This is a genomic window from Streptomyces sp. NPDC050619, from assembly GCF_040654815.1.
Lineage (GTDB): Bacteria > Actinomycetota > Actinomycetes > Streptomycetales > Streptomycetaceae > Streptomyces.
The window spans coordinates 264369-290253 of record NZ_JBFAIR010000008.1 but is presented as its reverse complement, the minus strand read 5'-3'; the positions used below and the strand labels follow the sequence as shown (position 1 = coordinate 290253).

At 68.6% G+C, this 25885-nt stretch carries 19 protein-coding genes and 3 pseudogenes; 9 read left to right on the top strand and 13 right to left on the bottom strand.

All coding sequences use genetic code 11. The features are described 5' to 3' along the window. Positions 1-210 precede the first annotated feature (210 nt). The 3 genes from AB0I77_RS16505 (at position 211) to AB0I77_RS16495 (ending at position 2850) form a co-directional block, all read left to right on the top strand. Entirely contained in the window at positions 211-603 is a 393-nt protein-coding gene (locus tag AB0I77_RS16505; protein ID WP_363283241.1) for a hypothetical protein, read from the top strand. 5 nt (positions 604-608) lie between these two features. Next, positions 609-1277: a nucleotidyl transferase AbiEii/AbiGii toxin family protein gene (locus AB0I77_RS16500; RefSeq protein WP_363283240.1), complete on the top strand. Its 669-nt coding sequence runs from the start codon at positions 609-611 to the stop codon at positions 1275-1277. 121 nt (positions 1278-1398) lie between these two features. Then, positions 1399-2850, top strand: coding sequence for a hypothetical protein (locus AB0I77_RS16495; RefSeq protein ID WP_363283239.1), 1452 nt, complete (start codon positions 1399-1401; stop codon positions 2848-2850). Between the two features lie 47 nt (positions 2851-2897). Here AB0I77_RS16495 and AB0I77_RS16490 read toward each other — a convergent pair whose 3' ends face one another. The 5 genes and pseudogenes from AB0I77_RS16490 to AB0I77_RS16470 all read right to left on the bottom strand — a co-directional run bounded on the left by AB0I77_RS16490 (position 2898) and on the right by AB0I77_RS16470 (position 5680). After that, positions 2898-3230 carry a site-specific integrase gene (locus tag AB0I77_RS16490; protein WP_363283238.1) on the bottom strand — a complete coding sequence of 111 codons (333 nt, stop codon included), beginning with the start codon at positions 3228-3230 and terminating at the stop codon, positions 2898-2900. A 496-nt stretch (positions 3231-3726) separates the two neighbouring features. Further along, positions 3727-3834: pseudogene (locus AB0I77_RS16485) on the bottom strand (site-specific integrase); the annotation flags it as partial. Positions 3835-4047: 213 nt separating this feature from the next. After that, positions 4048-4254 carry a helix-turn-helix domain-containing protein gene (locus AB0I77_RS16480; RefSeq protein WP_210525259.1) on the bottom strand — a complete coding sequence of 69 codons (207 nt, stop codon included), beginning with the start codon at positions 4252-4254 and terminating at the stop codon, positions 4048-4050. Positions 4255-4485: 231 nt separating this feature from the next. Next, the gene (locus AB0I77_RS16475; RefSeq protein ID WP_363283236.1) at positions 4486-5115 is read right to left on the bottom strand and encodes a tyrosine-type recombinase/integrase; all 630 of its coding nucleotides are present in this window, start codon (positions 5113-5115) and stop codon (positions 4486-4488) included. 337 nt (positions 5116-5452) lie between these two features. Next, a complete protein-coding gene (locus AB0I77_RS16470) occupies positions 5453-5680 on the bottom strand; it encodes a GNAT family protein (protein WP_363283262.1) in 228 nt (75 codons plus the stop codon). Positions 5681-6099: 419 nt separating this feature from the next. On the opposite strand from AB0I77_RS16470, the gene AB0I77_RS16465 reads away from it, so the two are divergent. Continuing rightward, on the top strand, positions 6100-6996 hold the full coding sequence (locus tag AB0I77_RS16465) for a carbon-nitrogen hydrolase family protein (RefSeq protein ID WP_363283234.1): 897 nt from the start codon (positions 6100-6102) through the stop codon (positions 6994-6996). A 235-nt stretch (positions 6997-7231) separates the two neighbouring features. Here AB0I77_RS16465 and AB0I77_RS16460 read toward each other — a convergent pair whose 3' ends face one another. Next, positions 7232-8029, bottom strand: coding sequence for a hypothetical protein (locus tag AB0I77_RS16460; RefSeq protein WP_363283233.1), 798 nt, complete (start codon positions 8027-8029; stop codon positions 7232-7234). 650 nt (positions 8030-8679) lie between these two features. On the opposite strand from AB0I77_RS16460, the gene AB0I77_RS16455 reads away from it, so the two are divergent. After that, positions 8680-8856, top strand: coding sequence for a hypothetical protein (locus AB0I77_RS16455; protein WP_363283232.1), 177 nt, complete (start codon positions 8680-8682; stop codon positions 8854-8856). Between the two features lie 68 nt (positions 8857-8924). Here the strand turns inward: AB0I77_RS16455 and AB0I77_RS16450 are convergent. Next, positions 8925-9184 (bottom strand): annotated as a pseudogene (locus AB0I77_RS16450) (transposase); the annotation flags it as partial. 504 nt (positions 9185-9688) lie between these two features. Between AB0I77_RS16450 and AB0I77_RS16445 the strand changes: the two are divergent. Next, positions 9689-15112, top strand: a complete 5424-nt coding sequence (locus AB0I77_RS16445; RefSeq protein WP_363283231.1) for a hypothetical protein — start codon at positions 9689-9691, stop codon at positions 15110-15112. A gap of 460 nt (positions 15113-15572) precedes the next feature. Here AB0I77_RS16445 and AB0I77_RS16440 read toward each other — a convergent pair whose 3' ends face one another. Beyond that, positions 15573-17150, bottom strand: coding sequence for a hypothetical protein (locus AB0I77_RS16440; RefSeq protein ID WP_363283230.1), 1578 nt, complete (start codon positions 17148-17150; stop codon positions 15573-15575). Positions 17151-17292: 142 nt separating this feature from the next. Between AB0I77_RS16440 and AB0I77_RS16435 the strand changes: the two are divergent. Next, positions 17293-17600 (top strand): annotated as a pseudogene (locus AB0I77_RS16435) (transposase); the annotation flags it as partial. Between the two features lie 1023 nt (positions 17601-18623). On the opposite strand, the gene AB0I77_RS16430 reads toward AB0I77_RS16435, so the two are convergent. The 3 genes from AB0I77_RS16430 to AB0I77_RS16420 all read right to left on the bottom strand — a co-directional run bounded on the left by AB0I77_RS16430 (position 18624) and on the right by AB0I77_RS16420 (position 22877). After that, the gene (locus AB0I77_RS16430; protein ID WP_363283229.1) at positions 18624-18875 is read right to left on the bottom strand and encodes a hypothetical protein; all 252 of its coding nucleotides are present in this window, start codon (positions 18873-18875) and stop codon (positions 18624-18626) included. 474 nt (positions 18876-19349) lie between these two features. After that, positions 19350-20714, bottom strand: a complete 1365-nt coding sequence (locus AB0I77_RS16425) for a TRAM domain-containing protein (RefSeq protein WP_363283228.1) — start codon at positions 20712-20714, stop codon at positions 19350-19352. Positions 20715-20828: 114 nt separating this feature from the next. After that, positions 20829-22877, bottom strand: a complete 2049-nt coding sequence (locus tag AB0I77_RS16420) for an APC family permease (RefSeq protein ID WP_363283227.1) — start codon at positions 22875-22877, stop codon at positions 20829-20831. A gap of 377 nt (positions 22878-23254) precedes the next feature. Here AB0I77_RS16420 and AB0I77_RS16415 point away from each other — a divergent pair, with 377 nt between their 5' ends. Both AB0I77_RS16415 and AB0I77_RS16410 read left to right on the top strand, forming a co-directional pair. Beyond that, positions 23255-23926, top strand: coding sequence for a TrkA family potassium uptake protein (locus AB0I77_RS16415; protein WP_363283226.1), 672 nt, complete (start codon positions 23255-23257; stop codon positions 23924-23926). Further along, positions 23926-24603: a TrkA family potassium uptake protein gene (locus AB0I77_RS16410; RefSeq protein WP_363283225.1), complete on the top strand. Its 678-nt coding sequence runs from the start codon at positions 23926-23928 to the stop codon at positions 24601-24603. The genes AB0I77_RS16415 and AB0I77_RS16410 overlap by 1 nt, the downstream gene beginning before the upstream one ends. 154 nt (positions 24604-24757) lie before the next feature. Here AB0I77_RS16410 and AB0I77_RS16405 read toward each other — a convergent pair whose 3' ends face one another. Both AB0I77_RS16405 and AB0I77_RS16400 read right to left on the bottom strand, forming a co-directional pair. Continuing rightward, positions 24758-25477, bottom strand: a complete 720-nt coding sequence (locus AB0I77_RS16405; protein ID WP_363283224.1) for a DUF3159 domain-containing protein — start codon at positions 25475-25477, stop codon at positions 24758-24760. A 3-nt stretch (positions 25478-25480) separates the two neighbouring features. Beyond that, positions 25481-25879, bottom strand: a complete 399-nt coding sequence (locus AB0I77_RS16400) for an OB-fold nucleic acid binding domain-containing protein (RefSeq protein WP_363283223.1) — start codon at positions 25877-25879, stop codon at positions 25481-25483. Positions 25880-25885: the final 6 nt, after the last annotated feature.

The following is a 25885-nucleotide window of genomic DNA, read 5'->3' as shown; positions in this document are numbered from 1 at the left end:
CCTCTGCGCCGTTCATCTGACTTGACGGGCGGAATCCGGCCTCACCGGCAGAGCGTGAGCGTCATACGAGCGTCAAGGCCGAGAGTCCGTCCTGCTCAGGGCTGAGCAGACTGCGGCAACCAGCTCACCCAGGGATCCGCCCCCGCTCGCTCCGGACGTCGGCTCGCACATCATGACCCTCGCAACGTCTCCGGCCGCCATAATGGAGTCATGCCCTCCAGCCCACAGCACCCCGCACCCACCCCGAGGGTCGTCTCGGGCGCGGTCGCCGAGGACCTCGCGCTGTACCGGGAGAAATTCCGGCGACGTTTGCCGGAGTCACTGGACGAGTTGGACGGCCCGACCCAGGGGATCGTGGATCTGCCGCTGCACATGGCTTGGTCGGGGATGACCTCGTACGACATGAGCAAGCCCCGCCAGCGCATGGGCCTGTACCGCACCGTCCTGCACGAGGGCCTACAGGACGACCTACCCCACTACCTCAACCAGGACCTACTCCTCCAGCTCTGGCCGGTGTTGCGCACCCTCGTCGGACGCACCGTGCGCACCGTATGGGAAGACGCCTTCCCCCAGCTCGCCTCCCGCACCCGGGCAGCCGCGTGACGGACATGCCGGAGCTGCATACACGGCTCCTGGCGGATGTGATCGCGCTTGGCTCCCCGTATCCCCTGGTCCTCACCGGCGGATACGCCGTGCGGGCGCACCACCTCGTGAACCGCCCCAGCCAGGACCTCGACGTCGCCACCGAGAACCCGGCGCCCATGGCCGATATCGCCGCCACGCTCCGGGCCGGCCTGGAATCCCGTGGCTGGAAGGTGCACGCGCTGGAGACCGCCCCGCTGTCCGCCCGCTTCACCGTGACCGACCCGGCCACCGGGCAGGAATGCGAAGTCGACATCCTCAAGGAGATCTTCTGGCGGCCGGTCGCCCAGACCCCGTACGGGCCTGTCCTCGCAGAGGAGGACGTGATCGGGACCAAGGTCCGCGCCCTCGCCGACCGCGGAGCGCCCCGCGACCTGATCGACGTGTTCGCAGCCTCCCGCCGCTGGACCAATGCCGAACTTGAGGAATTCGGCCGCCGCCACGCCCGCGGACGATTCGAGCGCGAGGATCTGCAGTCGAACCTCACGGGCGCCGAGTGGACCGACGACGAAGCCTTCGCCGCCTACGGCCTGGACGACGCCACCATAACCGCGCTTCGCGCTTGGGCGGTGGAATGGGCCGATGACCTCGCGACCCGGCTCTTGGAAGAGGCCGATGATCCGGACATCGACTGATAACGTCCGGACCCTCACACGGCTCTAGTCACCCCGGCGGGCTATGAAACCCGGCAGCGCCCCGCCTCTGCTGCCTATCGTGATGCTCCTCCCTGCAGTGAGCCGAGCGGAGTCCTGGGCCGTGAAGTACACGTTGTCGGAGCAGCAAGCCGCGATGCTGCGAGAGATCGCGGCTGCTTCTGAGGCCGTGGTTCTCCCGCCAAAAGCCATCCATACGGCTGCGGCGCTTGAGAAGCGCGGATTGATCAAGAGAAAGTGGCGCAGCAGCGGGTTACGCCTCGCGGTCGTCACGGCGGACGGCCGCTACTACCTCAAGCACGGCAAACACCCTTGCGAGATACAGGCAGCAGAGAAGCGACTGGAAGACGACGCAGACGAAGCAGCTCGCGCGCCTGCCGACGGAGCCGAGCTGATCTCCCGGCTGCGCTCCGCCTCGGGGAAGATCACAGTCTCTGATCCCGCTACTCAGACGAGGGGGCGGTGGCGGGCTGCCTACTACGACGCGCTGCACCACGGTCACGTGCCGGAAGGGCACAAGCTGCGCTGGTCCGGTCGGCAGCGAGGCCACTGCGTCTTCGCGCTGGTCGACGAGGAAGCCGAAAAGGCGGCCCAGTCTCCCCCGGTGCCGGTCGTCGACGTACCCGGGAGCGTGGGCCGCCCTCACCCTCTGGTCCGCGCGACGCGCAAGGCGCTCGGCAGGTCCCAGACCGTGGTCGACACCCGGGGCAAGCCCGAGGTCATCCCTCTGTACCTGTCACGTCCGCTGGTCGACCGCGCTCTGCGCATCATGCACGCGCTCCTGACAGAAGCCGAGAGCCGTGGCCATGCTGTGGAAACCCGGACCGATCTCGACCACGGGAAGGCTGTACATTCGCTGGCCGTCGTCATCCAGGGTCGGGGCTTCCCCCTCGGCCTCACGGAGCGGACGACCAAGGTCCCGCACGAACCGACTCCCCAGGAGATCCGCCGACAGCAGCACAGTCCCTGGACGCAGCCACCCACGTACGACGAGAAGTTCGACGGGCGTCTGGCGATCGGCGCACCGCCCGGAAGCCGCTACGAGCATGCGTACTCGTACAGCGATGGCGCCCGATGGACCCTGGAGTCCCGGCTGGGGCGCCTCCTGCAAAAGCTCGAGCACCTGGCGGCAGAAGCCGAGCGCAAACAGCGGGAGAAGGAACTCCGCGAGTCCGAGCAACGGCGCTGCTGGTACGCAGCCATTGCGCGGGCACGCGAACAGCAGGTCGAGCGGCACCGGGCGAAGGTCCTGACCGAGCAAGTGAGGGCATGGCAGCAGGCTCTGGAGATCCGCTCCTTCTGCCGCGCTGCCCAGGCACGAGTCGGCGACGCACCGATTCCGGCGGACGAGGTGAAATGGCTGGAGTGGGCCGAAGGCTACGCGGCGCGGTCCGACCCGCTTGGCTCGACACTGCGAACTCCGCCGGATCCCCCAGCCAGTCGTGAGGCTCTTCGCGAACTGTTGAAGGGCGACCTGCACACGTACCCCTGGCCGTTCGACGCCCAGGATCGCTGGATCCTTCCTGAGGAAGATCCAGCCAAACAGCATCTGTGACCCACAAACGACCCCGCCCTGTCCGTCAGGACAGGGCGGGGGAACGTTCAAGCGGCGATGGACAGCGGAACGTCGAGACGTTCCCAGGCTCCGAGGACGGCCTTGTGCGCGTCCGGTTGAAGGTGAGCGTAGCGCTGGGTGGTCTGGAAGCTCTCGTGGCCGAGGAGGTGCTGGACCTCGTAGAGCGAGACTCCCTTCTGGACCAGCCACGAGGCACACGTGTGGCGCATGGAGTGCGGCGGGTAGTGCGGGACGAGTTGCTGCTCGCCGTCGGTGTCGAAGTAGTGGGCGGCCTCGACGGTGGGCCACCAGGTCTGCCGACGCCAGTTGCTGTCGGCGAGGAGCCGTCCGGCACGGCCCTTGGTGACGGTGGTGAACACCACGGCATCCCCGGTCGAGCCGGTGGATGTGGCGTTCGACGGCCTCCAGGACGTGAGGCGGGAGCGGGACCTCTCTACGGCTCTTGGAGCTCTTGGGATACTCCTTGATGCCGCTCTTGGAGTTGACCTCCACCACGAACAAGCGCGAGCGGCGCTGGTCGATGCGGTGGCGGTGGAGGCCGGAGAGTTCTCCCCAGCGCAGTCCGGTGTAGAAGCCGAGCAGGCACATCGTCCGCCACGCGGCGGGAAGTTCGTCCAGGACGCTCTGAGCCTGGTCAAGCGTGAACCACTGCGGCGGCTTGACCGCGATCTGGGGCAAGTCGATGCTGCGGCACGGGGTCACCGCCAGGACATCGTCGTCGACGGCCGCGCGCATCATAGAGGAGGTCAGGTTGTAGGCCCGCTTGACCGCAGCGGCCCCCGCCCCCTTCTCGACCAGGGTCCGGATCCAGCTCTGGACGTCCATGCGGGTGATGGCCCGCATCTCCCAGTCCGCCCAGTAGGGCATGACGTGGTTCTTGATGTTGGAGGCATCTCCTCGCAGGGTGTGGGGCTCGACGATTCGGGCGTTCCACCACCGGTCGTGCCACTCGCGGAACGACATCTCACCGGCCCGCGGGTCGCGCATGCCTCCGCGGGCGAACTGGGTCTCCATCTCGATGCCCCAGGCGCGCGCCTGCGCCTTGAGGGGGAACGACTCGCTGAACCGGTCTCCGATCCGGTTGCGTACGGTCGCCTGCCATTTGCCGGACTTCAACTTGCGGATGTACGAGGCACTACTCCTTGTTCAACGATGACGAGGCCGGGATGACCCAGGTCAGCGGCGGGCGGCCGGCGAGACGACGGCGCGGCGGCTGATGAACTCATCGAGGCCGTCCGCGGGGACCCGTACACGGGACCGGCCTGGTCCGGTACGGAGGTCGACGACAGGCAGGTCGCCGGCAGCGATGAAGCGGTAGACGGTGCGGCGGTCGACGTCCAGGGCGGCGGCGACGGCAGGAATGGACAGCAGGCGTGCAGGCATGGAGGAGAACCTTGGGGTGGGGATGGACTGGGGGTCCGGCGAGTCAACACCGGGGTATCGGCCGATCCATGGCGGTCAACCGGCCCTGTCAGGCAGTGGGATCACGTCATGGAAAATCTCCGCGCGAGGAGCCGATCACGTGCGGCTTCGCCGGGCGAGGACCACCGGTGCGGGGGAGGATGACCAGGTAGCGCCCGCGCTCTGGCTGTGAGCCAGAGCGCGGGGCAAGAATCACGACCCGGACACGTCCGGAAGAGCCAAGACCTCGGCCAGGCGGTCCCAGTCGATTTCGACCTTCTCCGTGCGGAAGCAGTGCTGATAACGCAGCCCCAGCCAGTTCGGGGTGACACCGGCCCACTCGGCAACCGTGAAGGACGAGATGCCCATCCTCAGCCATTTCACCAGGCAGGACTCACGGAGAATCGAGATCGGCTCCCCCAGACGCCACCAGTACAGCTCGTCCCGCGGCAGAACGGCCTCTTGGGCCTGCTCCCAGACCCTCTTGCACACGGATCCCGAAAGCGCCCCACCTCGCCTACCGGGAAACAGCAGGTCGTCCTCCCGTAGACCAGCCTCGCTGATCCACCCACGCAGGAACTCCACGGCCTGCGGCTGGAGAGGAATTTCCCTCGCAACGCCTTTGTGACGGACTGTCAACTTACCCAGGTCGCCCTCCGGGAGCACCACGTCACTCACTCGCAGGGCGCGAGCCTCACCCGGTCGCAGAGCCTGCTCGGCCACGATGCGCATGAACGGGTGCACCGAGCGATTGGCACCCGCATGCCCGCGCATCCACTCGAGCAGCGATCGAACCTGCTCCTCGGAATACAACCATTCCTCGTCCATGACCTCGACATACATAGCTCTGAACTCCTCGGGGAAACAACGGAATGCGTCACGCGGGGGTCAGCGCGACAGGTTCAATGGTCTGCGGAATCGCCGGTTTGGCTAACCGGCGATCGTCGGCTATGTTTCGCCCGACACGGCGCTCACGGCATCCAGGTGTATGCGGAACAGCAGGGCGTAGCCGCGCTGTTCCGGACCGCTCTAGGTTTGCTTGCTTCGCCGCGTCATTCCAGTCCGTCGCGCCCTCAATGTGTCTGCCGTCGGCGAATCAGAACACCCCAGCATCACGCAGGAGCGCCGCTACCGGCGCGCTCGCCTTGCTGTCGACGTCAGAGAACAGAGCAGGCGCCTTCTAAGCGCCTGCTCTATTGCGTATTCCTTGTGTCAGTTCGCCGATTCCTTCAATGACCGCTCCCTGGTGAAGGTTGTTGGCCCGATGGCACAACTCCAGCCGGAACAGGTCAACTTCGTCGAAGGCCCAACGAGTCAGCGACCGGCAGGCCCGTGATGCGAGGCCCTGGCCCCGGGCTGTTGGCATCGTCCAGTACGACACCCATCCGGTCCGATGGCGCCGGTTCACCACGCTCACCGCGACGTTGCCCGGCTGTCACCGACAATTCCTCTGTCAAGTTCAGCGTGTTGAACTGAGGTGTTTCTCTCCAGCAGTCGGCCATTCGACGGTGCGCTGGGCGTGTTGAAGGATGTTGACGGAGTCTGCGACTGACGGCATGATGGCCGACTGCGTGGCCTACGCCGAACCTCCCGTGACCGTCCCCAGCACGGTCTCCTATCGGAGGCAAAGGGACCAGCGTCTCAGGTCGTTGTTGCAGCCCGATCGCCTCGGGCGAGGTTGCTGGGGAGCCGTCGCTCAAGGCGTGGAAGGCCGCGATGACAGCCCGTAGGAACTTCAAGCACCAGGTGCGTGCCCGCGCCGCCAAGACCGGCGAGTCCTACACGTCCGCCCTCCGGCACTTCCTTCCGACTCCATCAGGAGACGTCATGTCGGAAGCAAGGAATCCCAAGAGCGTGCGGCTTGCCGTAGCGCAGACCCCCGTACGCGATGACCCCCGAGACGTTGACGCGCTGCGCGAAAGCGGGCGTGAGGTCCGTGCTCTGATGCGCGAGGCCAGCGCTCAGGGAGCGAGGATCGTGCACTTTCCGGAAGGCGCGATCTGCTTTCCCAGCAAGTTCGTCATGTCCGTCGACGGCCCGGACGCGGTCGGCCCGGCGGACTGGGATCGGTGCCAGTGGCCGGTGCTCCAATCGGAGTTGGCTGCGATCGCCGAGCTGGCCCGCGAGTTGCGGTTGTGGACGGTGATCGCATCGGTGCACCGCTTGAGCGGCCCGAACCGTCCGCACAACAGCCTCTATGTCATCTCCGACGGCGGCGAGGTCGTCACGCGTTATGACGAGCGCCTGCTGTCGAAGACGAAGGTCTCGTACATGTACTCGCCGGGCGTCTCACCGGTGACCTTCGAGGTCGACGGTGTGCGCTTCGGCTGCCTGCTCGGCATGGAGATCCACTACCCGGAGTTGTTCGCAGAATACGAGAAGCTGGATGTCGGCTGCGTCCTGTTCTCTACAAGCGGCACCCTGGGGAACACCGCTGCCCAAGCCCAAGGTCACGCCACGGTCAACAGCTACTGGGTCAGCTTGTCAGTACCCTCACAGCACAGCGCACCGTCCGGAATCGTCGCTCCCAACGGTGACTGGCTTGCGCGGTGCCGCGCGGACGGTTCGCCATCGGTAGCCGTCGTGAACCTCGACGACAGTTCCGAGGCCGCCGCCGACGCAGTGACCTACGGGCGTTCCTGGCGTCGTGAGGCGCGCTCGGGCATCTACACGGAGCATCAGGTGAGCGACCCGCGCAGCGAAGACCGGACAGCGGCCTTCTAGCTCAGAAACAGAATCCGAGGGGTTCGCGCGCACGGGATGGCTCGGTGCGCCGCGAACACCTCGGTTTCAGTCTGTCCCGCACCTAGGTGAAACTGCTGGCTGGTCTTCCCTCCCCGTTCACCGCACAGGAGCTACGAGCGAAGAAGATCCGGAGGAAGCGCTGCGAGCTGCGCGGACCTGACCCGCTGTAGGCCCACTGCCCCCTGTGTCTCTCAGTGCGCCCTGTTTCCGCAGTTCAGCCCCGATTGTCAGACCCTCCCCGTAGCGTTGTGAGTCCTACTCGTGGCGGCTGCGGGGAGAACCAATGGACGACGACCTTCAGATCGACAGCGACGAAGACCTCTTCCGTAACCCCGTCTACTACGAACCGGCAGGCCGCAACCTCGACCTGGACCGCGCCGACCTCGGCGTCCCGCAAGGCCAAGACCTCCTGAACGTGCTCCTGCGCATGCGAGGACGTGTCCCCGTCGAAAAGCGCGGGCTCATCTGCCCCGACTGCCGGGACCTCCGCGGCCGGCGCGTCCCCATGTACCTCGTCCAGCGTGACGGCGTATGGCTTGCCTCCCACTACCGGAAACCCGGGGAGAAGCCCATCAGCCACGAGTCCGACGAGCACCTCGCCCGCAAGGAGCGCGTCGCGAAGGACTCCGAAGATCACGGCTTCCACGCCGACATCGAGTCGCAGACCGCCGACGGGCACGCGCGCCTCGATGTACGCATCAACGGCGCCAACGGCATCGTCCTGGGCTACGAGCCTCAGCTGAGCGCCCAGACAGCCCGCGGAATGCGTGCACGGGAGGGGTTCCGGCGCTGCGGCGGTGTTCAGTCGGTCTGGGACTTCGCCGACCCCGACCACGCAGGCATCGGCACCGTCCCTTACGTCCGCACGCCCAACCTGCCGGCCTCCGTCATCCGCGTGCAGAAACCCCATCGCGGTCCAGGACGGCAACTTCGTCCTGGAGGAGGGCCAGTGCAGCCAAAACGGCGCGCTCACCCGGTGCCCGGAGAAGCCGTACGACCCGGAGAACCCCACCGACGCCGGGTACTGCGGGGGCTGGCATCGCGTCCTCGTGCCCGCCCATCAGTCGAGCACTTTCACAGGGGAAGGCGGTTTGACCCTTACCCGGTTCATCGTGGAAGCTGCGGCCGGTGAGCGGATCCCGTTCCAGCGGGGCGGCCACCACGGTTGGCTCCCCGCGCAGCAGTGGCAGCAGTACCTTGAGGCGAACGGGCCTGTCCTGGACGGCAAGGAGCGCCAGCCATCCGTACGACAAGGGGACCGGCGCGACAGGTGCACCGAGGACCGTCCAGCTTCGGAGGTGCGGGCTGAACCGAAGCAGAGACGTGGCAGCCGCGCGATCGTCCTTGAGTCCCGCCCCTGGGAAACCGAGGCCGCCAGGGTTCCGGTCGACGCGTCGGGTCAAGCGATCCCGCTCTGCCGCTTCGGCTGCGGTCAGCCCGCAAGCCTTCCAGGACCCGAAGGGCTGCCCGAGCACTTCTCGTGCCGCAGGAAGCATGAGGCGTGATCTATCGATCACCGCTGACTGCCCCTCGCTGCGTCACCTGGTGCGAAAACCCCCTGCCCGGTTCGGGTGAGGGGTGTCGTGTTTCCGCCCGACATGTCAGTCCCCGGTGCCACAGTGGGCGCAGCACACCCAGCACCCCTTTCCCGAGGAGCCGACCGTGGCCCAGAGCACCACCTTCCGCACCAGCACCAGCACCAGCACCAAGCAGGACACCCTCACCGACCACGTTGTGGAGTTCCTCAGCCGGGTCTCCCGCGCACTCCGGAACTTGGCCGACTCGGCTGACCACGCGGCGAAGATGGTGCGGAAAGCGGACGCGGCACGGCGAAGCTGAACCAGCACACTCAGGTAGGCCAGCAGACGTGCTCTCCGTGGCTAGCTAGGCACCGGCCGAAGGTGTGGCAGGCGGCCGTCAGCTGCCCGCGGCAACGGCACCCCGACCAGAGCCCGACGCAGCCGAGCGACATCGATCCGGCCCTGGTTCAGCCCGGAGTAGAGGGCACGTGTCCACGCCGGTGCTCGGGGGCGAGGGCCAGGTCCCCGAGCGTGCGGACCAGGTCGTCCGTGCACAGCAACGCGTCGCACAGTTCGAACAGGGCATCGCCGCGCGAAAGTAGGCAGGAGTACAACTCGGTCCGGAATGCACACCGATGCGAACGCATCCCGTTGAACCCCGTGCTCAACCCGTTCCACGAGGTGGCCTCCACGCGCCGCGCCAGCCTCTCCTCGCAGGGTCAGGCCCCGGCCTCACCGACACGCCGTGAACAGGGGAAACCCTGAACAAATTCGAGCCCGTTCGACGGCGGATCAAAACGTCAAGCTCAGCTCCGAGCAGCTGTGACTGGTCGAGATAGTTGTCACCGGCGGAGCCTGACGACCAGGCGCGATGCTCCGCTCTGGTCGCGGTAGTTGGTACCGTTTGGTCGTCGTTGTTGGCACCTGCTCATGCTGTTCGGCCCACCTGTCACCGGCACGTTGGCAGTTCTGCCGGTCAGCAGCTTGAAGCACCTCGACAGTCGCGCCGACGACGAGTCGGTGTCAGTCTCCGCGACCAGGCGTCATCTATCTCGACCAGTCACAGCAGCCCTCCACACGGTGGTCCTCGCGCCCCCCGATGTCAGTGCGGCGGGATACCGTCCTCATCACGCTGAGGTGAGGGGAGAACCATGGCGAGGAACGCCCGGGCCGAGCAGCTGCGGGAGTACGGCCGGTCCGTGCTGGAGGGGGCCCGGTCGGAGCAAGTCCTGCGCATGGCACGGCAGGTGAACGCCGTGTCGTACACGAGCGCACGGGAGTACGCCGGCCGCTCGCTCTTCGAGTTGCTGCAGAACGGCTACGACGCGCATCCGAGGGACCGCCGCGACGGACGGGTCCACGTCCTGCTGGACGAGGCGGAGGGCGAGTGGGGGACGTTGTACGTCGCCAACGGCGGGACGCCTTTCACCTGGCGGGACGTCGAGCGGGTCTGCGAGCTCGCGCAGAGCGCGAAGGAGGTCGGTGAGGGCATCGGGAACAAGGGCGTCGGGTTCCGCAGCATCTTGCTGATCAGCGACGCGCCCGAGATCTACAGCGCAGACCCGGACAGCCCGCTCGGCCCGGAAATGGACGGGTACTGCTTCCGCTTCGCGCAGAAGGTCGACGTGGAGGAGTTCCTCGCCGGTGAGGACAACGCCCACGAGGTGGCTGCCAAGTATCCGCCGCTCCAAGCGCCCCTGCCGCTGGACGATGTGCCCGCGACCTGTCGGCAGCTCGCCGCCCAGGGGTACGTAACCATCGTCCGGCTGCCCTTGCTGAGCGAGGCTGCCCGGGCCGAGGTCCGGGTGCGGATGCGCGAGCTCGCGGGGGCGAAGGTACCCGTGATGCTGTTCCTCGACCGGCTCGCTGGCCTGACGCTGGAACGGCGGTCCGCCGGTGGCGAGGCAGGCGAGTTGGACGACCGCCACGAGACGCTCGAGCGGCACGAACTGACCCGCTCCGAGGAGCGCTTCGCGGTTGCACAGGACGGCACCGGGCACGGATTCCCCGTCTCCTGCGCGACCGTGGACCTGGGGCCGTCCGGCACCTTTCTCGTAGTGCGGGGCACCGTGGAGAAGGAACGGCTGAACAGCACTCTCGCCGAGGCCGTGGGTGCTGGGCTCCTCGACGACACATGGCAGGAGTGGAAGCGGTCCGCCGTCGTCGAAGTCGCACTCCCGCTGCCCGCCCCGCGCCGACCGCGGCGCGGGCAGATCTACACTTTCCTGCCGATGGGTGAGGACCAGGCCGCGCCGTTCCCGGGACACGTGAACGCCCCGTTCTTCACCAAGTTCGACCGCACCGGGCTTCCCTCCGACAACCCCCTCAACGTGCTGCTGCTCGACGCGGTCGCCGAGACCTGTCTGGCCGCCGCCGCGGTATTGCGTACCGTGCCCGAGCCGTCCATGCAGCAGCTGGCCGTGGACCTGGTGAGCTGGGAGAGTGAGAAGGGCTCGGCGGGGCGGCTCCGCGCGGCGGCTCTGCGTGTGCACGGGAGCGAACTCGCCGACGTACCGCTCGTGCCTGTCCTCGCCGCGGACGGCGCCGTGCCGGAGACGAGCTGGGCCCCGCCCCGGAGCGCGGTCCTGTGGCCGGACCTCGACCTGACCGTCCTCACGGCACACCGCGCGCACGAGGCCGGGATCGTGGTGGCTGATCCCGGGATCGGCGGTGACCGGCTGAAACGGCTGGCCACCCTATGCAAGGCCCTCGCGTGCCCGTGGGAGCCGGGCCCGGAGATCCTCGCCGAGTACGTGGAACGGATCGTCGGGGGCCTTCCTCTACCCCGGCCCGGTGAGTCCCCCAAGCAGTGGAGCGCGCTCTACGAGGATCTGGCTGCCCTCTTCGAAGACGACGGGCACGTCCTGCACGGCAGGCAGTTGCTGCTCGCGGAGGACTGCACACTGCGGCACACCAACCGTCCCCTCGGCAGGGCGGGTACGGGCACGAGCGCGCGTACACAGGGCAAGCCGAGCAGTCAGGGTGTCCGCCGTGAGGCGTTCTTCCAGCCGGTGCGTACAGAGGCGAACCAGACCGAGGCCCCGTCCGTCCCCGCCCTGCTCGGCAAGCGGTTGTTCTCCCTACACCCAGGGCTGGTCTGGAAGGACTCCGGCGAGCGTACGCGAGGGCGATCCGCCGTCGCCTTCCTCGAGCAAGAGGGGCTCGTCCGGCCGTACGACACAAAGGGCTTGCTGGATCACGTACGGCAGGCGCTCAGCGCGAGCACCGATCTCCGGCTGCGGCTCCAGACCCTGCGGTTCGTCTTCCGGCTGTGGCAGCCGCGGCGTTCGCTGAGCGGGACGGAGATCTCCTCGCTCGGACTGTACGTACCGTCGGCGGACGGCCGGCTGATTAGAGCGAGCGGCGCCGTCTTCGGCCGGGGCTGGGGCCGCGCGTCCGCTGGTGAGGACCTGGCGACGGTGGTCGCCACCGGGCAGGACGTGTCGAAGAGCCTCAAGGCGATCGCTGGACGCCTCCTTGCCGCGCCCGAGGAGTTTGCCAAGCGGGGCGAGACCGAGGAGTGGCGGGCGTTCCTGCTGGAGGCCGGAGTGGCCGACGGGCTAGTCCCGGTCAGGTCCTCCGACGCCTCGAGCTGGGTAGAGCAAGGCCAGGGGCTCAGCGCTCGGCAGCTGGTCCGCATGGCGAAGGTGTCTGCCGAGGTGCAGGAGCAGTGGGCGCCCTACGTCTACTGGCCCGGTGTCTACTACCCCCGGACGCCATACCGGGGAACCCCAGCCTGGCGGCTCCCCGGCCAGGACGTCGTCGGACGCCTCGGGCAGGAGGCCCGGCTGGCGTACGCACGGCTTGTCCTGCATGGCCTGGCCAGCTGGGAGGACGCGAGGTTCGCCAGTGTCTGGACCAGTGCCGGCAGCCAGAGTTCCCCGGACAGGGAACGGGTCACGACCCCGCTCGGCGCCTTCGTCCGGGAGCAGCCGTGGCTCCCGGTGCGGGGCCGCGACCGGGCCGTCCGGTTCGTCCGGCCGGCCGATGCCTGGCACTGCCCGCCCGGGCTGGAGGAGGAGCCCTCGTACGCGCCGACCGTCGACCATCGGCTGCGCCACCTCCTGGAACGCGGGAAGGCGGGCGACCGCCTGCGGGAAATGCAGCTGCCGACCTGGGACGACCCCCGGGACAGCGCCCGCCTCATCGCCGCGCTGGGACGTCTTGCGGCGGAGGGCGCGCTGGGGGCCGAGAACCGGCCCGCCGCGCAGCGTGCCAACGAACGCGCCTGGAGGCACCTCGTACGGCATCCCCGTCCCGCACTGCCCGAGGGCGCCAGTCTGCTCGCTGAGTCCGCGGACCGGCTGATCAGCGTACCGCTGTCCGCCCTGGACGGCGGGGAGAGCGATGGCGATGGTGATGCCGGGACCGTGCTCTACGTCAGCGGTGAACGCGACGGCTTGACGCCCCTGCTGGTACGGGAGATGGCGCGCCCCCTGCTCACCCTTCCCGGTGTCTCGGTGGAGGCCGCCGAGCTGCTGGCGGCAGAACACCCCGTCGCCGTCCGGCACACCGACGACCTGATGTTCACGGTGACCATCGACGGCGCACGGGTGGACCCCGCGGCCATGGGAGAGCCACTGGTCCAGCAACTGCCCTGGCTCACCCTGGCCGTGGGTGTCCTCTCCGACCACCTGGCGCGCGGCCCCCGGGCGAGCGAGGCCGAGCTGAGCGAGCTGACGTCCCTGGTCCGGAGCGTACGTCTGCACCGCTACCGCTCCTGGAACATCGAGCTCGACGGCCGGCCCGTGACGTTGCCGGGCCGCCTCGGCGGAGTCCTGCCGCTGCCCGATCTGAAGCATCCGCTCGTCCTCGCCCCGGCAGGCGAGCCGGGCTGGCCCGAGACCACCCGCATCGTGGTGGCGGTCGCCGAGCTGCTGGGACGGCGGGAGTTCGGCGACCGGCTGCGCCTCGCCGCCCACCAGCTCGCTACCCACCACGCCGACCTGCGCGACCCGGGCCAGGAGGAGCTCGCCGACGCCCTGGAAGTCACGGTCCATCAGGTCGAGGAGACGAGCCGCCGGATCGACGGGGCCATCGGCGTGGTCCTGGAGCGCTGCCGGCCCTTCCTCGTCCACCTGCTCGGCGCGGAGGCGGCGAACTCGCTGTTCCTACCGCCGCCGGGCGACACCCGGGAATTCCAGACTCACCTCGAGGAGTACGCCGCCGAGCTCCCGGTCCCCGTACCCGAGTTCATCGCCAGGGCCCGCGCGGCCCGCAGTACGGACGAACTGCGGCGCGACCTGGGCATCGGATTCGCCGAGCTGAACGACACCCTGCGCGCGATGAGCCCACCCCTGGAACCGATCAGCCACGCCGCCGAGCACGAGGAAGCGCTCCGCACCTACCTGGACCTGCGTAGGAAGGAGCTCGTCAACCGGCTGCGTTGGGCGGTGCTGGAGGACTTCGACGCGCGCCGTCCGATGCCCGACTGGCCCTCGGTCCGGGCCCTGGACTGGATCGCCGCGCCGGAGGCATGGGAGTACGCCGTGGACACGGCCGACACGGGGAGCCTGGAAGCGCACGTGGAGGAGCAGCTGGCGTTGCGCCTGGGCCGCCCGGTGCCGTTGCCCCGGTCGGGCGAACGCCTGCCCGCCCCCGACCAGGTACGCGGCGCGAACCTCCGTACGATCACCGGCCTGGCCGTCGACCTCGCGGTCCTGGTCAGGGCGGCCGGCCACCCGTTGCCCGCGGCCCTGACCGCAGCCGAGCCCGCCGAGGAGGTCACCGCGCGGCTGGAGGCCGTGGGCGCGCTCGACTTCCGGCCCCTGTCCCCCAACGACGTCGTCGGCTGGCTGGCGGCCCTCGGCCAGTGGCCCGACGGGATGGCGGTGGCGACGGAACCCGAACGGCACGGACTGTCCGGGGCCGACCTGGACCGGGTGCGCAACGCGGCGGAACACGAGCGCCGCGAACGGGAGCGCGAACGGCGCTCGATCTCCGTCGGCGGCCGCGACTTCGACGTGCACTCAGGCGACTTCACCGCCCTCACCCGCGAACTTGACCGGGTCCTGCAAAGCGGCTCAGCGCCGGGCATCACCGCCGCCGGGCCGCTCCGCTTCACGGACCCCCGTCCCCAGACCGGGCGCACCCAGGCCACCGGTCGCACGCGCGGGCGGCGGTACGGAGGCGGCACGGACAGCGGGCTGACCATGGCCCAGCGGGAGGCCATCGGGTACGTGGGCGAGTGGTACGCGTACCAGTGGCTGTGTGCGTGCTACCCGGACCGCATGGACGAGACCGGCTGGGTGTCGGGCAACCGCCGCAAAGTTTTCCCCGGCCCGTCCGGCGACGACGGCCTCGGCTTCGACTTCCGGGTCGGCTCCGGCAGCCGGCCCTACCTGTACGAAGTGAAGGCGACCGGGGGCGAAGGCGGCCGCTTCGAGCTGGGAGAAAGCGAGGTCCGCGCGGCCCGCCAGCATGCGGGCAACGGCCGCTGGCGCCTCTTGGTGGTCACACACGCCCTCACCCCTCACAAGATGGCCATCCAGATGCTCCCCAACCCCTACGGAAAGCGCGGCCGGGGCCGCTACCGCGAGGAGGGCGGGGCACTGCGCTTCTCGTACCTGCTGTGACCTTGACGTTCAACTCCAGCGCGAGATGAGTCGGGGCCGAACGTCAAATGCAACGAGTTCGCGCACGGTTGGCGGTGAGACGTGGGGTTGGATGGTTGATCATGGTCGGGTGGTGGGGAACTCAACTCGTGCGTTGATCATCAGCAATCGGCGGATCACGAGCCGCTCCTCCATGTCTCTGAGCGCGGCGACGATCGGATGAGGAGAGGTAAGCCGCGCGGGAACCGGAACCACCGAGGCGTCGGCCGCCTGCTTTAGGCTCCGCCAGTCGGGGTGTGATCCCGGTGCGCACCCACAACGGACCGCCTTCCCGAGGAGACCTGGTCGCCATCGGCTCAGGCGTGGCCGTGGCAACGCTCTTGGCCCTGCTGCTCAACGCAAGTCCTGAGCCCCCCCACGCCCGTCGGCCGCCCTGACGTCAGCGCCACCTCGCCCGCCCGTTAAGGAGGCGCAAATCGGCCTAGTCCAGCTGGAAACGAAGGCGAACGTCGTCTGCCCATTGCCCTGTGTCGACGTCGCTCTCCTGCCACCGTCCTTCGTCACAGATCAGCGTCCGCGACCCGAGCAGGACTCGTGGAAACAGGGACCGGCTCGGCACCCGGGGAAGCACCTCGACGGTGTCCAAGCGGAAGGCGGGCACCTTGAATCCGCACGGATCACCATCATGGAGTAGCACAGATCCGCGGCCGGAGAACCAGGCGACGAGGCTGGAGTGGGCCAGGTTGCAGACAACCGGGACGTTAATGGTCCCGGACGCGGTGCCGCAGTCCTCCTCCTCCACCTCCGGCGCCGCCAGGAGGAGTCCCCGGGGGATCGGCTGGGTCTGCGGGTCGGCTGCCGAGCCGAGGAACATCAGGGAGTTCCGGGATTCCGTGCTGGCCATGTCTTTGACCATGACAGGCACCGCGTCCCAGCCGTCCAAGCTTTGGGCATCGCGGTAGGCCGCCGCGCACCGGGCCAGATCGCCCAAGCTCTCGAAGCACGTCACATCGAGAGGCGGTCCGTCGCCGTCGTCGAAACAGAAGACCGACTCGGGGTGGCAGGTGGTGAGGAAGTCAAGCAGGACCGGATGGTCGCCAAGGAGAGCGTCGCTGTCCGGGTCGGCGAGCGCCCGCATCAGGTGCACGTACTGACCGTCCCGCTCGACCCGGGCGGAAACGGTCAGGGCAAAGCCCGCAGGGTAGACGTAACCGAAGTGCTGCTCGTTGGCGGTACGCAGCACCGGCAGTTCCGCGGACACGGGAGTGGTTTGGACGCACACCCGGGTGGGATGGTCCATGACGAAACCGGCCAGCACATACGGCTGGGGCAGGTGCGCTAGGCCCCCCATGGCCTTGCCGCTCAGCGCGAGTTCGCGCATCCTCTGGTCACGTCGCACCGGTTCACCGAAGTTGGCCAGGTAGAGCGCCTCCTGCTCAGCGGGTGTTCCTTGCTCGAACCACGCGTACAGGTCCAGGGATGCGATGAGGGTTGCCTGGCTGTCGGCATCGCGGTGAATCTGGATCTGGACAGGTCCGGTGATCGGTTCGGCAATCTTCCGGGCAGCGTCGGCACGCACCTGCTCAAGGTAGCCGGGGGCGCTGACCTCCCCGATCGCGTCCCGGATCTCCGCCACGGGCCGCATGTCCTTGGGGGTGAAGTGCTTGGACTTCTTGGCGGACGCCAAAAACTGGGACAGCTCCACGATGAAGGCGGCGTCCATCATTCGGAAATAGACGGCCGCGGACTTCGGCCCGTTCAGCTTCACCAGGGCGAGACCGGTCGGGAACTGGGCCGCCAGCAGGCACTCGGCATCCGCCTGGTTCAGCCTGATCCGCCCGTCGTCCCGATCCGTCGCGCGGACGCTGAAGCCGACGAAAACTCCGGATACCGGTCCGGTCCGGCCGAAGCCCGCGGCCAGGTCCGCCTGGCACAGGAAGTCGAACCCGAAGTCGTGTTCGACCTTGTTGGAGATGATGAAGTTCTCCTGGCAGGAGAGCCGGAACCGGTCCTCTCCGATCGCCCCGATGCGCTGGGCGGCGTTGCGTTTCTTCGGCACGGTCCCCCGGATCGCATGTTCCTGTCAGGCGGGCGCGTCTGCTGCTCCCACGGCCGCATCTGCTGCTCGTTCCTCATTATCGCAGCCGCACCGGATCGCCCGCACAGATATCTGGTCACCGCTCAGCAATGCCGATGAGGACCTGAACTGGGCTATCTCGGTGGACTCCACGATCGTGCGCGCGCATCAGCACGCGTCCGGAGCCCGTAAAAAGGGCCCCGGCCGGTGAACCGCCCGACCATGCCATCGGCCGGTCCCGCGGGGGCCTAACGGCGAAGGTCCACCTCGCGTCCGACGACCGGTGCCGGCCCCTTGGTCTTCGCCCTGACTGCCGGGCAGGCCGGCGATGCACCTGCCTTCCCCGACGTGATGGCCGGCCTGCGGGTTCCCCGCCCGTGGGGGCGGCCTCGCACTCGGCCCGATGTGGTCCTAGCGGACAAGGCGAACTCGTTCGAGCGAACTGATTCGAACCGCCCGTCGCTGACCAACGGAACTGACAACATGCCGCCGTCGTACGTCAACCTCAAGTCGAAGGCAGGACATTGGAGCGGCAGGTCAATGAGCGGCAACTGTCAGTGCTGCAGTTGGTGGGGGCCGGATGTCCTGCTGGCCTGTGGAAGACCAGCTCCTACAAGACCACGTGTCAGGCACTGCACAACCGCGGCTTGGTCACTGTCTCCCGGAAGGGCGGGCAGTGGAGCGTCGCCCTGACGGGTGCAGGCCAGCACTACCTGGCGCACGGCACCTACCCTCCCCGCGGGTCACGCCCGCCGGGGACCCAGGCCACCGCTCCACGACGCCGGTCCCCCCAATCGCACGAAACTCCGGCCACCGGGCGGACGCCAAGCCCTCCATCACAGCCTCGTACGACGTTCACGGAGCAGCTGCTGCAGGAGCTTGCGGACGCCGGCGGCCGGATCGTCAAGAGCGGCAGCGGTCCGGACTTGGAGAAGTGGCCGTCCCGCGTCGCTGCGGCACGTAGGTCCACAAGGGTCCCGGAGAGGAAGGAGCTATACGGGGGTTGGTGCCGTGGCGGGTACGAGATCAAGCTCGTCGACATCCCCGCCTGGCGCCTTGCCGTCCTCGAACCCATCCCCGTGCCGTCGCGGCTCGCGCGTCCGCACGCCGTGGTACAGGCCATGCAGAGCGAAACCCAACCGCTGGGCCTCACGAAGCCCGTCCAAGGACGTGCCCTCCGGCTCATCCAAGCGCTCATCACCGCTGTCGAGACCGCAGGACATTCCGCTTCTGCTGGACGGACCGGCTTCGCTCCCCCGCCTCATCGCCGCCGCAGCGCACCTCCCCACTTCACCATCACCGCACGGGGCCAGACCGTGGGGTTCCTTGTTCTCCAGGAGCAAGACCGAACCGAGCACGTCGCCACCCAGAAGGAACTCGCCGCGGCCAAGAAGGACTCCTGGGTCAGGATCCCCCGCTTCGACCACACCCCGTCCGAACGGCTCCGCTTCGTCCTCAGCGGCGGCCAGCCGCACCGGGCGAGCGAATGGGGCCGACACCCCCGGCCACTCCCTCGAAGAGCAGCTCGCCGAGATCGCCCAAGAGGTCACTCTTCGCGGCGAGGCCGCTGAACGCAGACGCCAGGACGAGATCGAAGCGGCACGCCAGAAGCGCATCCGCTGGGAAGCCGCCATGGAAGAAGCCCGCATCCGGTACGCGGAGGTGTACCGCATCAGGCACCTCGAAGCGCAGGAAGCGGCCTGGCACCACGCCACCCGATTGACCGAGTACGTGAGCGCTGTGCGCGCGCGAGTCGAGGCCATGCCGTCGGGGCAGGCCAGAATCGACGCTGAAGCATGGATCAGCTGGGCAGCGACCACCGTCGAGCACCTCGACCCGCTGAGCTCACCACCCCGGTTGCCCGACGTCCCCGAACCGCGAGCCGACGACTTAAGGCCCTTCCTCGGGCACTGGAGCCCTTACGGACCGACCTCTTGAGCGCCCGCTCCGCCAACGTCCGGCCCGCCGAACTACGGCATGCAGGAACTCGGCTTAATGTCTTCAAGTTTCTGCAAAGACAGCCCGCGGGAACGCGCCCTCCAACTGGCACGACCTACACGATCAGTCAGGTGACACGCCGTCAGAACGAGCGTCATTTGAGCGTCACGAGCGTCATTTCAGCGTCAAGATATCGCCCGTAACGCCCACACCGCACATAATGCGCACGCACGAAACCGCAGGTCAGGCGCCCTTTGCGACCGGTTCAAGGATGGCAACGCACTCCACATGATGTGTCATCGGAAACAGATCGAACACCCGCAACGTCCGCACCCGATACCCCCCGTCCCGGAAGTACCCCAAGTCCCGCGCCAGCGCCGCCGGATCGCACGCCACGTACGCGATCTTCCGTGCCCCCAGCGAGGACAGGTGGGCCACCGTCTTACGGCCCGCCCCGGCCCGCGGCGGGTCCAGGACGATCAGGTCGACCTCGGTGATGCCGGTGTGGGGCAGCACCGCCTCCACCTTGCCCTGCTCGATCCGCACCCGGTCGAAGGCGGCGAGGTTGTGCCGGGCGTCCTCCACCGCGCGCTTGCCGGACTCGATGCCGAGGACCGCGCCCTTCTCGCCGAGGCGGTCGGCGAGGGCGCCCGCGAACAGGCCGACGCCGCAGTACAGGTCCAGCGCCATGTCGCCCTTGCGCGGCAGCAGGCCCTGCATGACGGCCGTCACCAGCGTGTCCGCCGCCTTGGGGTGGACCTGCCAGAAGCCGCCGCTGCCGACGCGGTGGGTACGGCCGTCCGCCCGTTCGCGGACGAAGGCGCGGCCGTGGACGCGGTGGACGCCGCCGTCCTTCTCCTCCACCCTCATCACGGAGACCGGCTTGTCCAGCTCGACCAGAGGCAGGCGCGCGCCCGGCTTCGGCGTCAGGATCACCTGGCGGTCCTGCGAACCCGTCGCCGCGATCGCCTCGACGGACTCCATGCCCGTCCAGTCGCGCTTCTCGATGCCCAGCTCACTCACCCCGGCTGCGGCGATCATGCAGTGGTCGATCGGCTCCACCTCGTGCGAGCGGTGGCGGCGCAGGCCCGCGTGGCCGTCGTCGGTCACCGCGTACTGCACGCGCGTCCGCCACTGCGGCACCTGGCCCGCCGGCAGCTTGTCGCCCTCGGCGGGCAGCACCGTGCCGTCCCAGCCCGCTTCCTCCGGCGTGAGGCCGGCGAGCCGCTGAAGCTGCTCGGCGACGACCTCGCCCTTGAGGCGGCGCTGCGCGCCCGGCTTGACGTGCTGCCAGTCGCAGCCGCCGCAGCGGCCGGGGCCGGCGTACGGGCAGGGCGCCTCGATCCGGTCCTTGGACGCCTCCAGCACCCGCACCGCGTCCGCCCGCAGGAACCGGGCGCCCTCCTCGCCCTCGGTCACCCGCGCCACGACCCGCTCACCGGGCAGCGTGTGCCGCACGAACAGCACCTGCCCGGCGTCGGTGCGGGCGACGCAGTGCCCGCCGTGGGCGACGGGGCCGACCTCGACCTCGTACTCCTCCCCCACCAGCGACCCGGCCGGCGACCCGGCCAGCGGCTCCGCCTGCGGTTTGTTCGGTTCTGCCTGCATGGCGGGGTGACTCCACAACATCGAGTAAGGAACGGGCCGACAGGCCCAGAGGACAACAGCCCACCAGTCTACGTCCTGGCCGCCCCGGTCAGTTCTACGTCCCGGCCGCCCCGGTCAGTCCTTCGCGCTGGGCTCCTTCGGCCGCTCCTGCGCCGGCCCGCGCCGCACCGCACCCGGCGCGTTCCACTCCTGCCGCTTGCGGGCCCGGGCCTTCGCCACCTCGGAGGACTGCAACTGGTACGGCACCGAGGTCACCATCACCCCCGGCGTGAACAGCAGACGGCCCTTCAGTCGCAGCGCGCTCTGGTTGTGCAGCAGCTGCTCGTACCAGTGGCCCACCACGTACTCGGGGATGATCACGGAGACCGCGTCACGCGGCGACTCCTTGCGCAGGCTCTTCACATACTCGATGATCGGCCGCGTGATCTCGCGGTACGGCGAGTCGAGCACCTTCAGCGGTACGTCGATCCCGCGCCGCTCCCACTCCTCGCGCAGCGCCTTGGTCTCCGCCGGGTCGACGTTGACACTGAGCGCCTCCAGGGTGTCCGAGCGCATCAGCTTGGCGTACGCCAGCGCCCGCAGCGTCGGGCGGTGGAGCTTGGAGATCAGCACGACCGAGTGGACACGCGACGGCCGTACGCTGTCGTCGCTCGGGCCCTCGGGGGCGGCGATCTCCTCGGAGACCCGGTCGTAGTGCTTACGGATGGCCGTCATCGTCGCGTAGAAGATCATCATGCCGAGCAGCGCCACCCACGCGCCGTGCGTGAACTTGGTGACCAGCACGACCACCAGCACCAGGCCGGTGAAGAAGGCGCCGAAGGTGTTGATCGCCCGGGAGCGGACCATGTGGCGGCGCTTGGCCTGGTCCTTCTCCGTGGCCAGGTGGCGGTTCCAGTGGCGGACCATGCCGGTCTGGCTGAGCGTGAAGGACACGAACACGCCGACGATGTAGAGCTGGATCAGCCGGGTCGAGTCGGCGCCGTAGATGACGACGAGCAGCATGGCCGCGCCCGCGAGCAGCACGATGCCGTTGGAGAAGGCGAGGCGGTCGCCGCGGGTGTGCAACTGGCGGGGCAGATAACGGTCCTGCGCGAGGATCGAGCCGAGCAGCGGGAAGCCGTTGTACGCGGTGTTCGCGGCCAGGAACAGCACCAGCGCGGTGGCCGCGGCGAGCACGACGAACATGAAGCTGCCGTCGCCGAAGACGGCCTCGGCGACCTGCGAGATCACCGGGTTCTGGACGTAGTCGGTGCCCAGCGCGACGCCGTTGTTCAGCAGGTCCGTCGCGGGGTTCTCGGCCATGCGGACCTTGGTCACCGCGGCCAGCGCGATGATGCCGCAGAACATGGTGACGGCGAGCAGGCCCATCATCGCGAGCGTGGTCGCCGCGTTCTTCGACTTGGGCTTGCGAAAGGCCGGGACGCCGTTGGAGATCGCCTCGACGCCGGTGAGGGCGGCACAGCCCGAGGAGAAGGCGCGCAACAGCAGGAAGACAAGGGCGAAACCGGCCAGACCCTGGTGCTCGGCCTTGATCTCGTAGCCGGCCGTCGGCGCCCGCATGCTGTCGTCGAGCACCAGTCCGCGGTACGCGCCCCACGCGATCATGATGAAGACGCCCGTGACGAAGACGTACGTCGGGATGGCGAAGAGCTTTCCGGACTCCCTCACCCCGCGCAGGTTCATCAGCGTGAGCAGCACGATGACCGCGACCGCGCAGAGCACCTTGTGCTCGACGACGAAGGGGATCGCCGAGCCGAGGTTCTCGATGCCGGAGGCGATCGAGACGGCGACGGTGAGGACGTAGTCGACCAGCAGGGCGCTGGCGACCGTGAGGCCCGCCTTGGGGCCGAGGTTGGTGTTGGCCACCTCGTAGTCGCCACCGCCGCTCGGGTAGGCGCGCACGTTCTGCCGGTAGGAGGCGACCACGGTGAACATCAGCACGACGACCGCGAGCGCGATCCAGGGGCTGAAGTGGTACGCCGACACGCCCGCGATGGAGAGGACCAGCAGCACCTCTCCCGGCGCGTACGCCACCGATGAGAGTGGGTCGGAAGCGAAGACGGGTAGGGCGATGCGCTTCGGCAGGAGCGTTTCCCCCAGCCGATCACTGCGCAGTGCGCGCCCGATGAGAATCCGTTTGGGCACGTCGGTCAGTTTGGACACAACAGAGAAGCCTAAGGCGTCGAACAGGGGATCGCCCACCCGCCACCCCCCTTCTGCCTCACGGGTGAATTCACGCGGGGGGCGCGCTGCGGATTCCGTGCCCGCGACGGTCCCCATGCCTATATGACAAACCCCGTCTGTCGCCGTCCCCCGGAGGTTCCATGCACGCGACCGCAGAGCTGATCGGCGCCGCAGCCGCCCTCGTCGGCCTCGGAATCCTGACCCTGGCCAGCGTCCGCAGTATCAGCCGCCGCTGACCCCCGTGCGAAGCAACCGTGCACAGGGGTGCCGACGCCCCACCGCACATGTGTAGCTTGGGCCTCGGTCTGAGACCCTGATGGGGCTGAGCAGTAACTCTTGACACCGGAAGGACGGTCGTGCACATCGTCATCATGGGCTGCGGGAGAGTGGGTTCCGCTCTCGCCCAGACCCTGGAGCAACAGGGGCACACGGTCGCCGTGGTCGACCAGGACCCCACCGCCTTCCGACGACTGGGCTCCGGGTTCGGGGGCCGTCGCGTCACCGGCGTCGGCTTCGATCAGGACACCCTGCGCGAGGCGGGCATCGAGGAGGCCGGCGCCTTCGCCGCCGTCTCCAGCGGAGACAACTCGAACATCATCGCCGCACGCGTGGCCCGCGAGATGTTCGGCATCGAGAACGTCGCGGCCCGTATCTACGACCCCCGGCGCGCCGAGGTCTACCAGCGCCTGGGCATCCCGACCGTGGCGACCGTCCGCTGGACGGCGGACCAGATGCTGCGCCGCCTGCTGCCCTCGGGCGCGGAGCCGCTGTGGCGCGACCCCACCGGCGGCGTCCAGCTCGCCGAGGTACACGCCTCCGCGTCCTGGGTCGGCCAGCGGATCAGCCGGCTCCAGGACGAGACCGGAGTACGGGTGGCGTTCCTGACCCGGCTCGGCGAGGCGATGCTGCCCACCTCGCAGACGGTGCTCCAGGAAGGCGACCTGGTGCACGTGATGATGCGCACCGACGAGGTCGACAAGGTCGAGGCGGCGTTCGCCAAGGGTCCCGAAGAGGAGAGCGGTCACTGATGAGGGTCGCCATTGCCGGTGCCGGTGCGGTGGGCCGCTCGATCGCGGGCGAACTGCTGGAGAACGGCCACGAGGTCCTGCTCATCGACAAGGCGCCGACCGCCATCTCGGTCGAGCGCGTTCCGCAGGCGGAGTGGCTGCTCGCCGACGCCTGCGAGATCACGTCCCTGGACGAGGCGGCGCTCCAGCGCTGCAACGTGGTGATCGCCGCGACGGGCGACGACAAGGTCAACCTCGTCGTCTCCCTGCTGGCGAAGACGGAGTACGGCGTTCCGCGCGTCGTCGCCCGCGTGAACAACCCGAAGAACGAGTGGCTGTTCAACGAGTCCTGGGGCGTGGACGTCGCCGTCTCCACCCCGCGTCTGATGTCGGCCCTGGTCGAGGAGGCGGTCAGCGTCGGCGACCTGGTCCGCCTGCTGCGCTTCAGCCACGGCGACGCGAACCTGGTCGAACTGACGCTGCCGGAGGAGTCCGCCCTGGCGGGCACGCAGGTGGGCGACGTGGAGTGGCCCGAGGACACGTCCCTGGTGACGATCATCCGCGGCACCCGCGTCCTCACCCCGTCCCAGGAGGACTCCCTGGAGGCGGGCGACGAACTCCTCTTCGTGGCCGCGCAGGCCCGCGAGGAACAGCTGGAGGATCTGCTGTCGGTGCGCCGGGAGGAGGCGCCGAGCTGAGCGGGCCGGGGTTACGGCGAAGGGCGCCCTGAAGATCCGGGGCGCCCTTGGCATACCCAGCCCGTCCGGCGTTTGAGGACGAGGCCCGTTCAGAGCCGACAGCGGGGGTCTGGGGGCGGCAGCCCCCAGGGACGGCGGCACCAACGCCGGGTGCCTACTCGGCCGACCGCCCCACAGACTCCCGCGCCTTCTCCTCCGCCTCCATCTCCGCGAACACGTCGATCGGCGCGGGCGCCTTCGCCAGGAACACCCAGGTCAGCCACACGGCCAGCAGGAACGGCGGGATCTTCAGGGCGACCAGAACCCAGCCCAGCTGGGCGGTGTTGGCCCACCAGTACAGCGGGAAGAGGATCGCGCACTTGGCGAGCAGGATCAGTCCCCAGGCCCAACTGGCCTTGGCGTACGCTTTCTTTCGGCCCGGGTTGCGGGTGCGCCAGGAGAGGTTCTCCTTGAAGACCGGACCGAGGATCAGGCCGATCAGCGGGACGCCGCACAGGGTCGTGATGATGTACGCGAGCCCGAGCCCCAGCGTGTAGAGCATGCCGGGCAGGTAGAAGTCCTTGGCATTGCCCGTCATCATCGCGAAGACGACACCGAAGGCGACGCCGAAGACACCGCTGAAGGCGTGCTTGACGGTGTCCCGCTTCACCAGGCGCACCACGACCAGCAGCAGGGACACACCGAGCGCGGCGATCGCCGACAGGTGCAGATCCTTGTTGATCGTGTAGATGGTGACGAACAGCAGGCCTGGCAGCACTGTCTCGACCATGCCCCGCACGCCGCCGAAGGCTTCGAACAGCGCGGCCTCGGTCACCGCCCGGGCATCCCGCGCAGCGTCTTCGGTGTCTTCGGTCGGCTTGTCGAGCGACGTCACCGGCTACTCCCGTCCGAGGGGTCTGAGTTCGTATTTCGGATTGAACAGCACCCGGCGGCCCCGGCTCATCGAGATCCGGCCGGATGCGATCAGCTTGCGCCCCGGCTCTATCCCCACGATGGAGCGCCTGCCGAGCCACACCACGTCCAGCGCGGCGGAGCCGTCGAACAGCTCGGCCTCCAGCGCCGGGACTCCCGCGCGCGGCCGCAGGGTGACCGTGCGCAAGGTACCAGTAACCGTGACGACCTGTCGGTCGTGGCAGTCACCTATGCGCGTGCAGCCGGCGGTCTGGGCGTCCTCCCGCAGCTCCTCGGACTCCAGGTCCTCCTGCGAGGAGGACAACCGGTCGAGCATGCGCCGGAACCGGCCCGCCGGTTTCTCGGAACGAGGGACAGCACTCATATCTGA

Coding starts and splice junctions, on each gene's coding strand:
- AB0I77_RS16465 (WP_363283234.1), top strand. CDS start 6,100: ATGTCGGAAGCAAGGAATCCCAAGAGCGTGCGGCTTGCCGTAGCGCAG.
- AB0I77_RS16475 (WP_363283236.1), bottom strand. CDS start 5,115: ATGTATGTCGAGGTCATGGACGAGGAATGGTTGTATTCCGAGGAGCAG.
- AB0I77_RS16445 (WP_363283231.1), top strand. CDS start 9,689: ATGGCGAGGAACGCCCGGGCCGAGCAGCTGCGGGAGTACGGCCGGTCC.
- AB0I77_RS16425 (WP_363283228.1), bottom strand. CDS start 20,714: ATGCAGGCAGAACCGAACAAACCGCAGGCGGAGCCGCTGGCCGGGTCG.
- AB0I77_RS16500 (WP_363283240.1), top strand. CDS start 609: ATGCCGGAGCTGCATACACGGCTCCTGGCGGATGTGATCGCGCTTGGC.
- AB0I77_RS16505 (WP_363283241.1), top strand. CDS start 211: ATGCCCTCCAGCCCACAGCACCCCGCACCCACCCCGAGGGTCGTCTCG.
- AB0I77_RS16480 (WP_210525259.1), bottom strand. CDS start 4,254: ATGCCTGCACGCCTGCTGTCCATTCCTGCCGTCGCCGCCGCCCTGGAC.
- AB0I77_RS16410 (WP_363283225.1), top strand. CDS start 23,926: ATGAGGGTCGCCATTGCCGGTGCCGGTGCGGTGGGCCGCTCGATCGCG.
- AB0I77_RS16400 (WP_363283223.1), bottom strand. CDS start 25,879: ATGAGTGCTGTCCCTCGTTCCGAGAAACCGGCGGGCCGGTTCCGGCGC.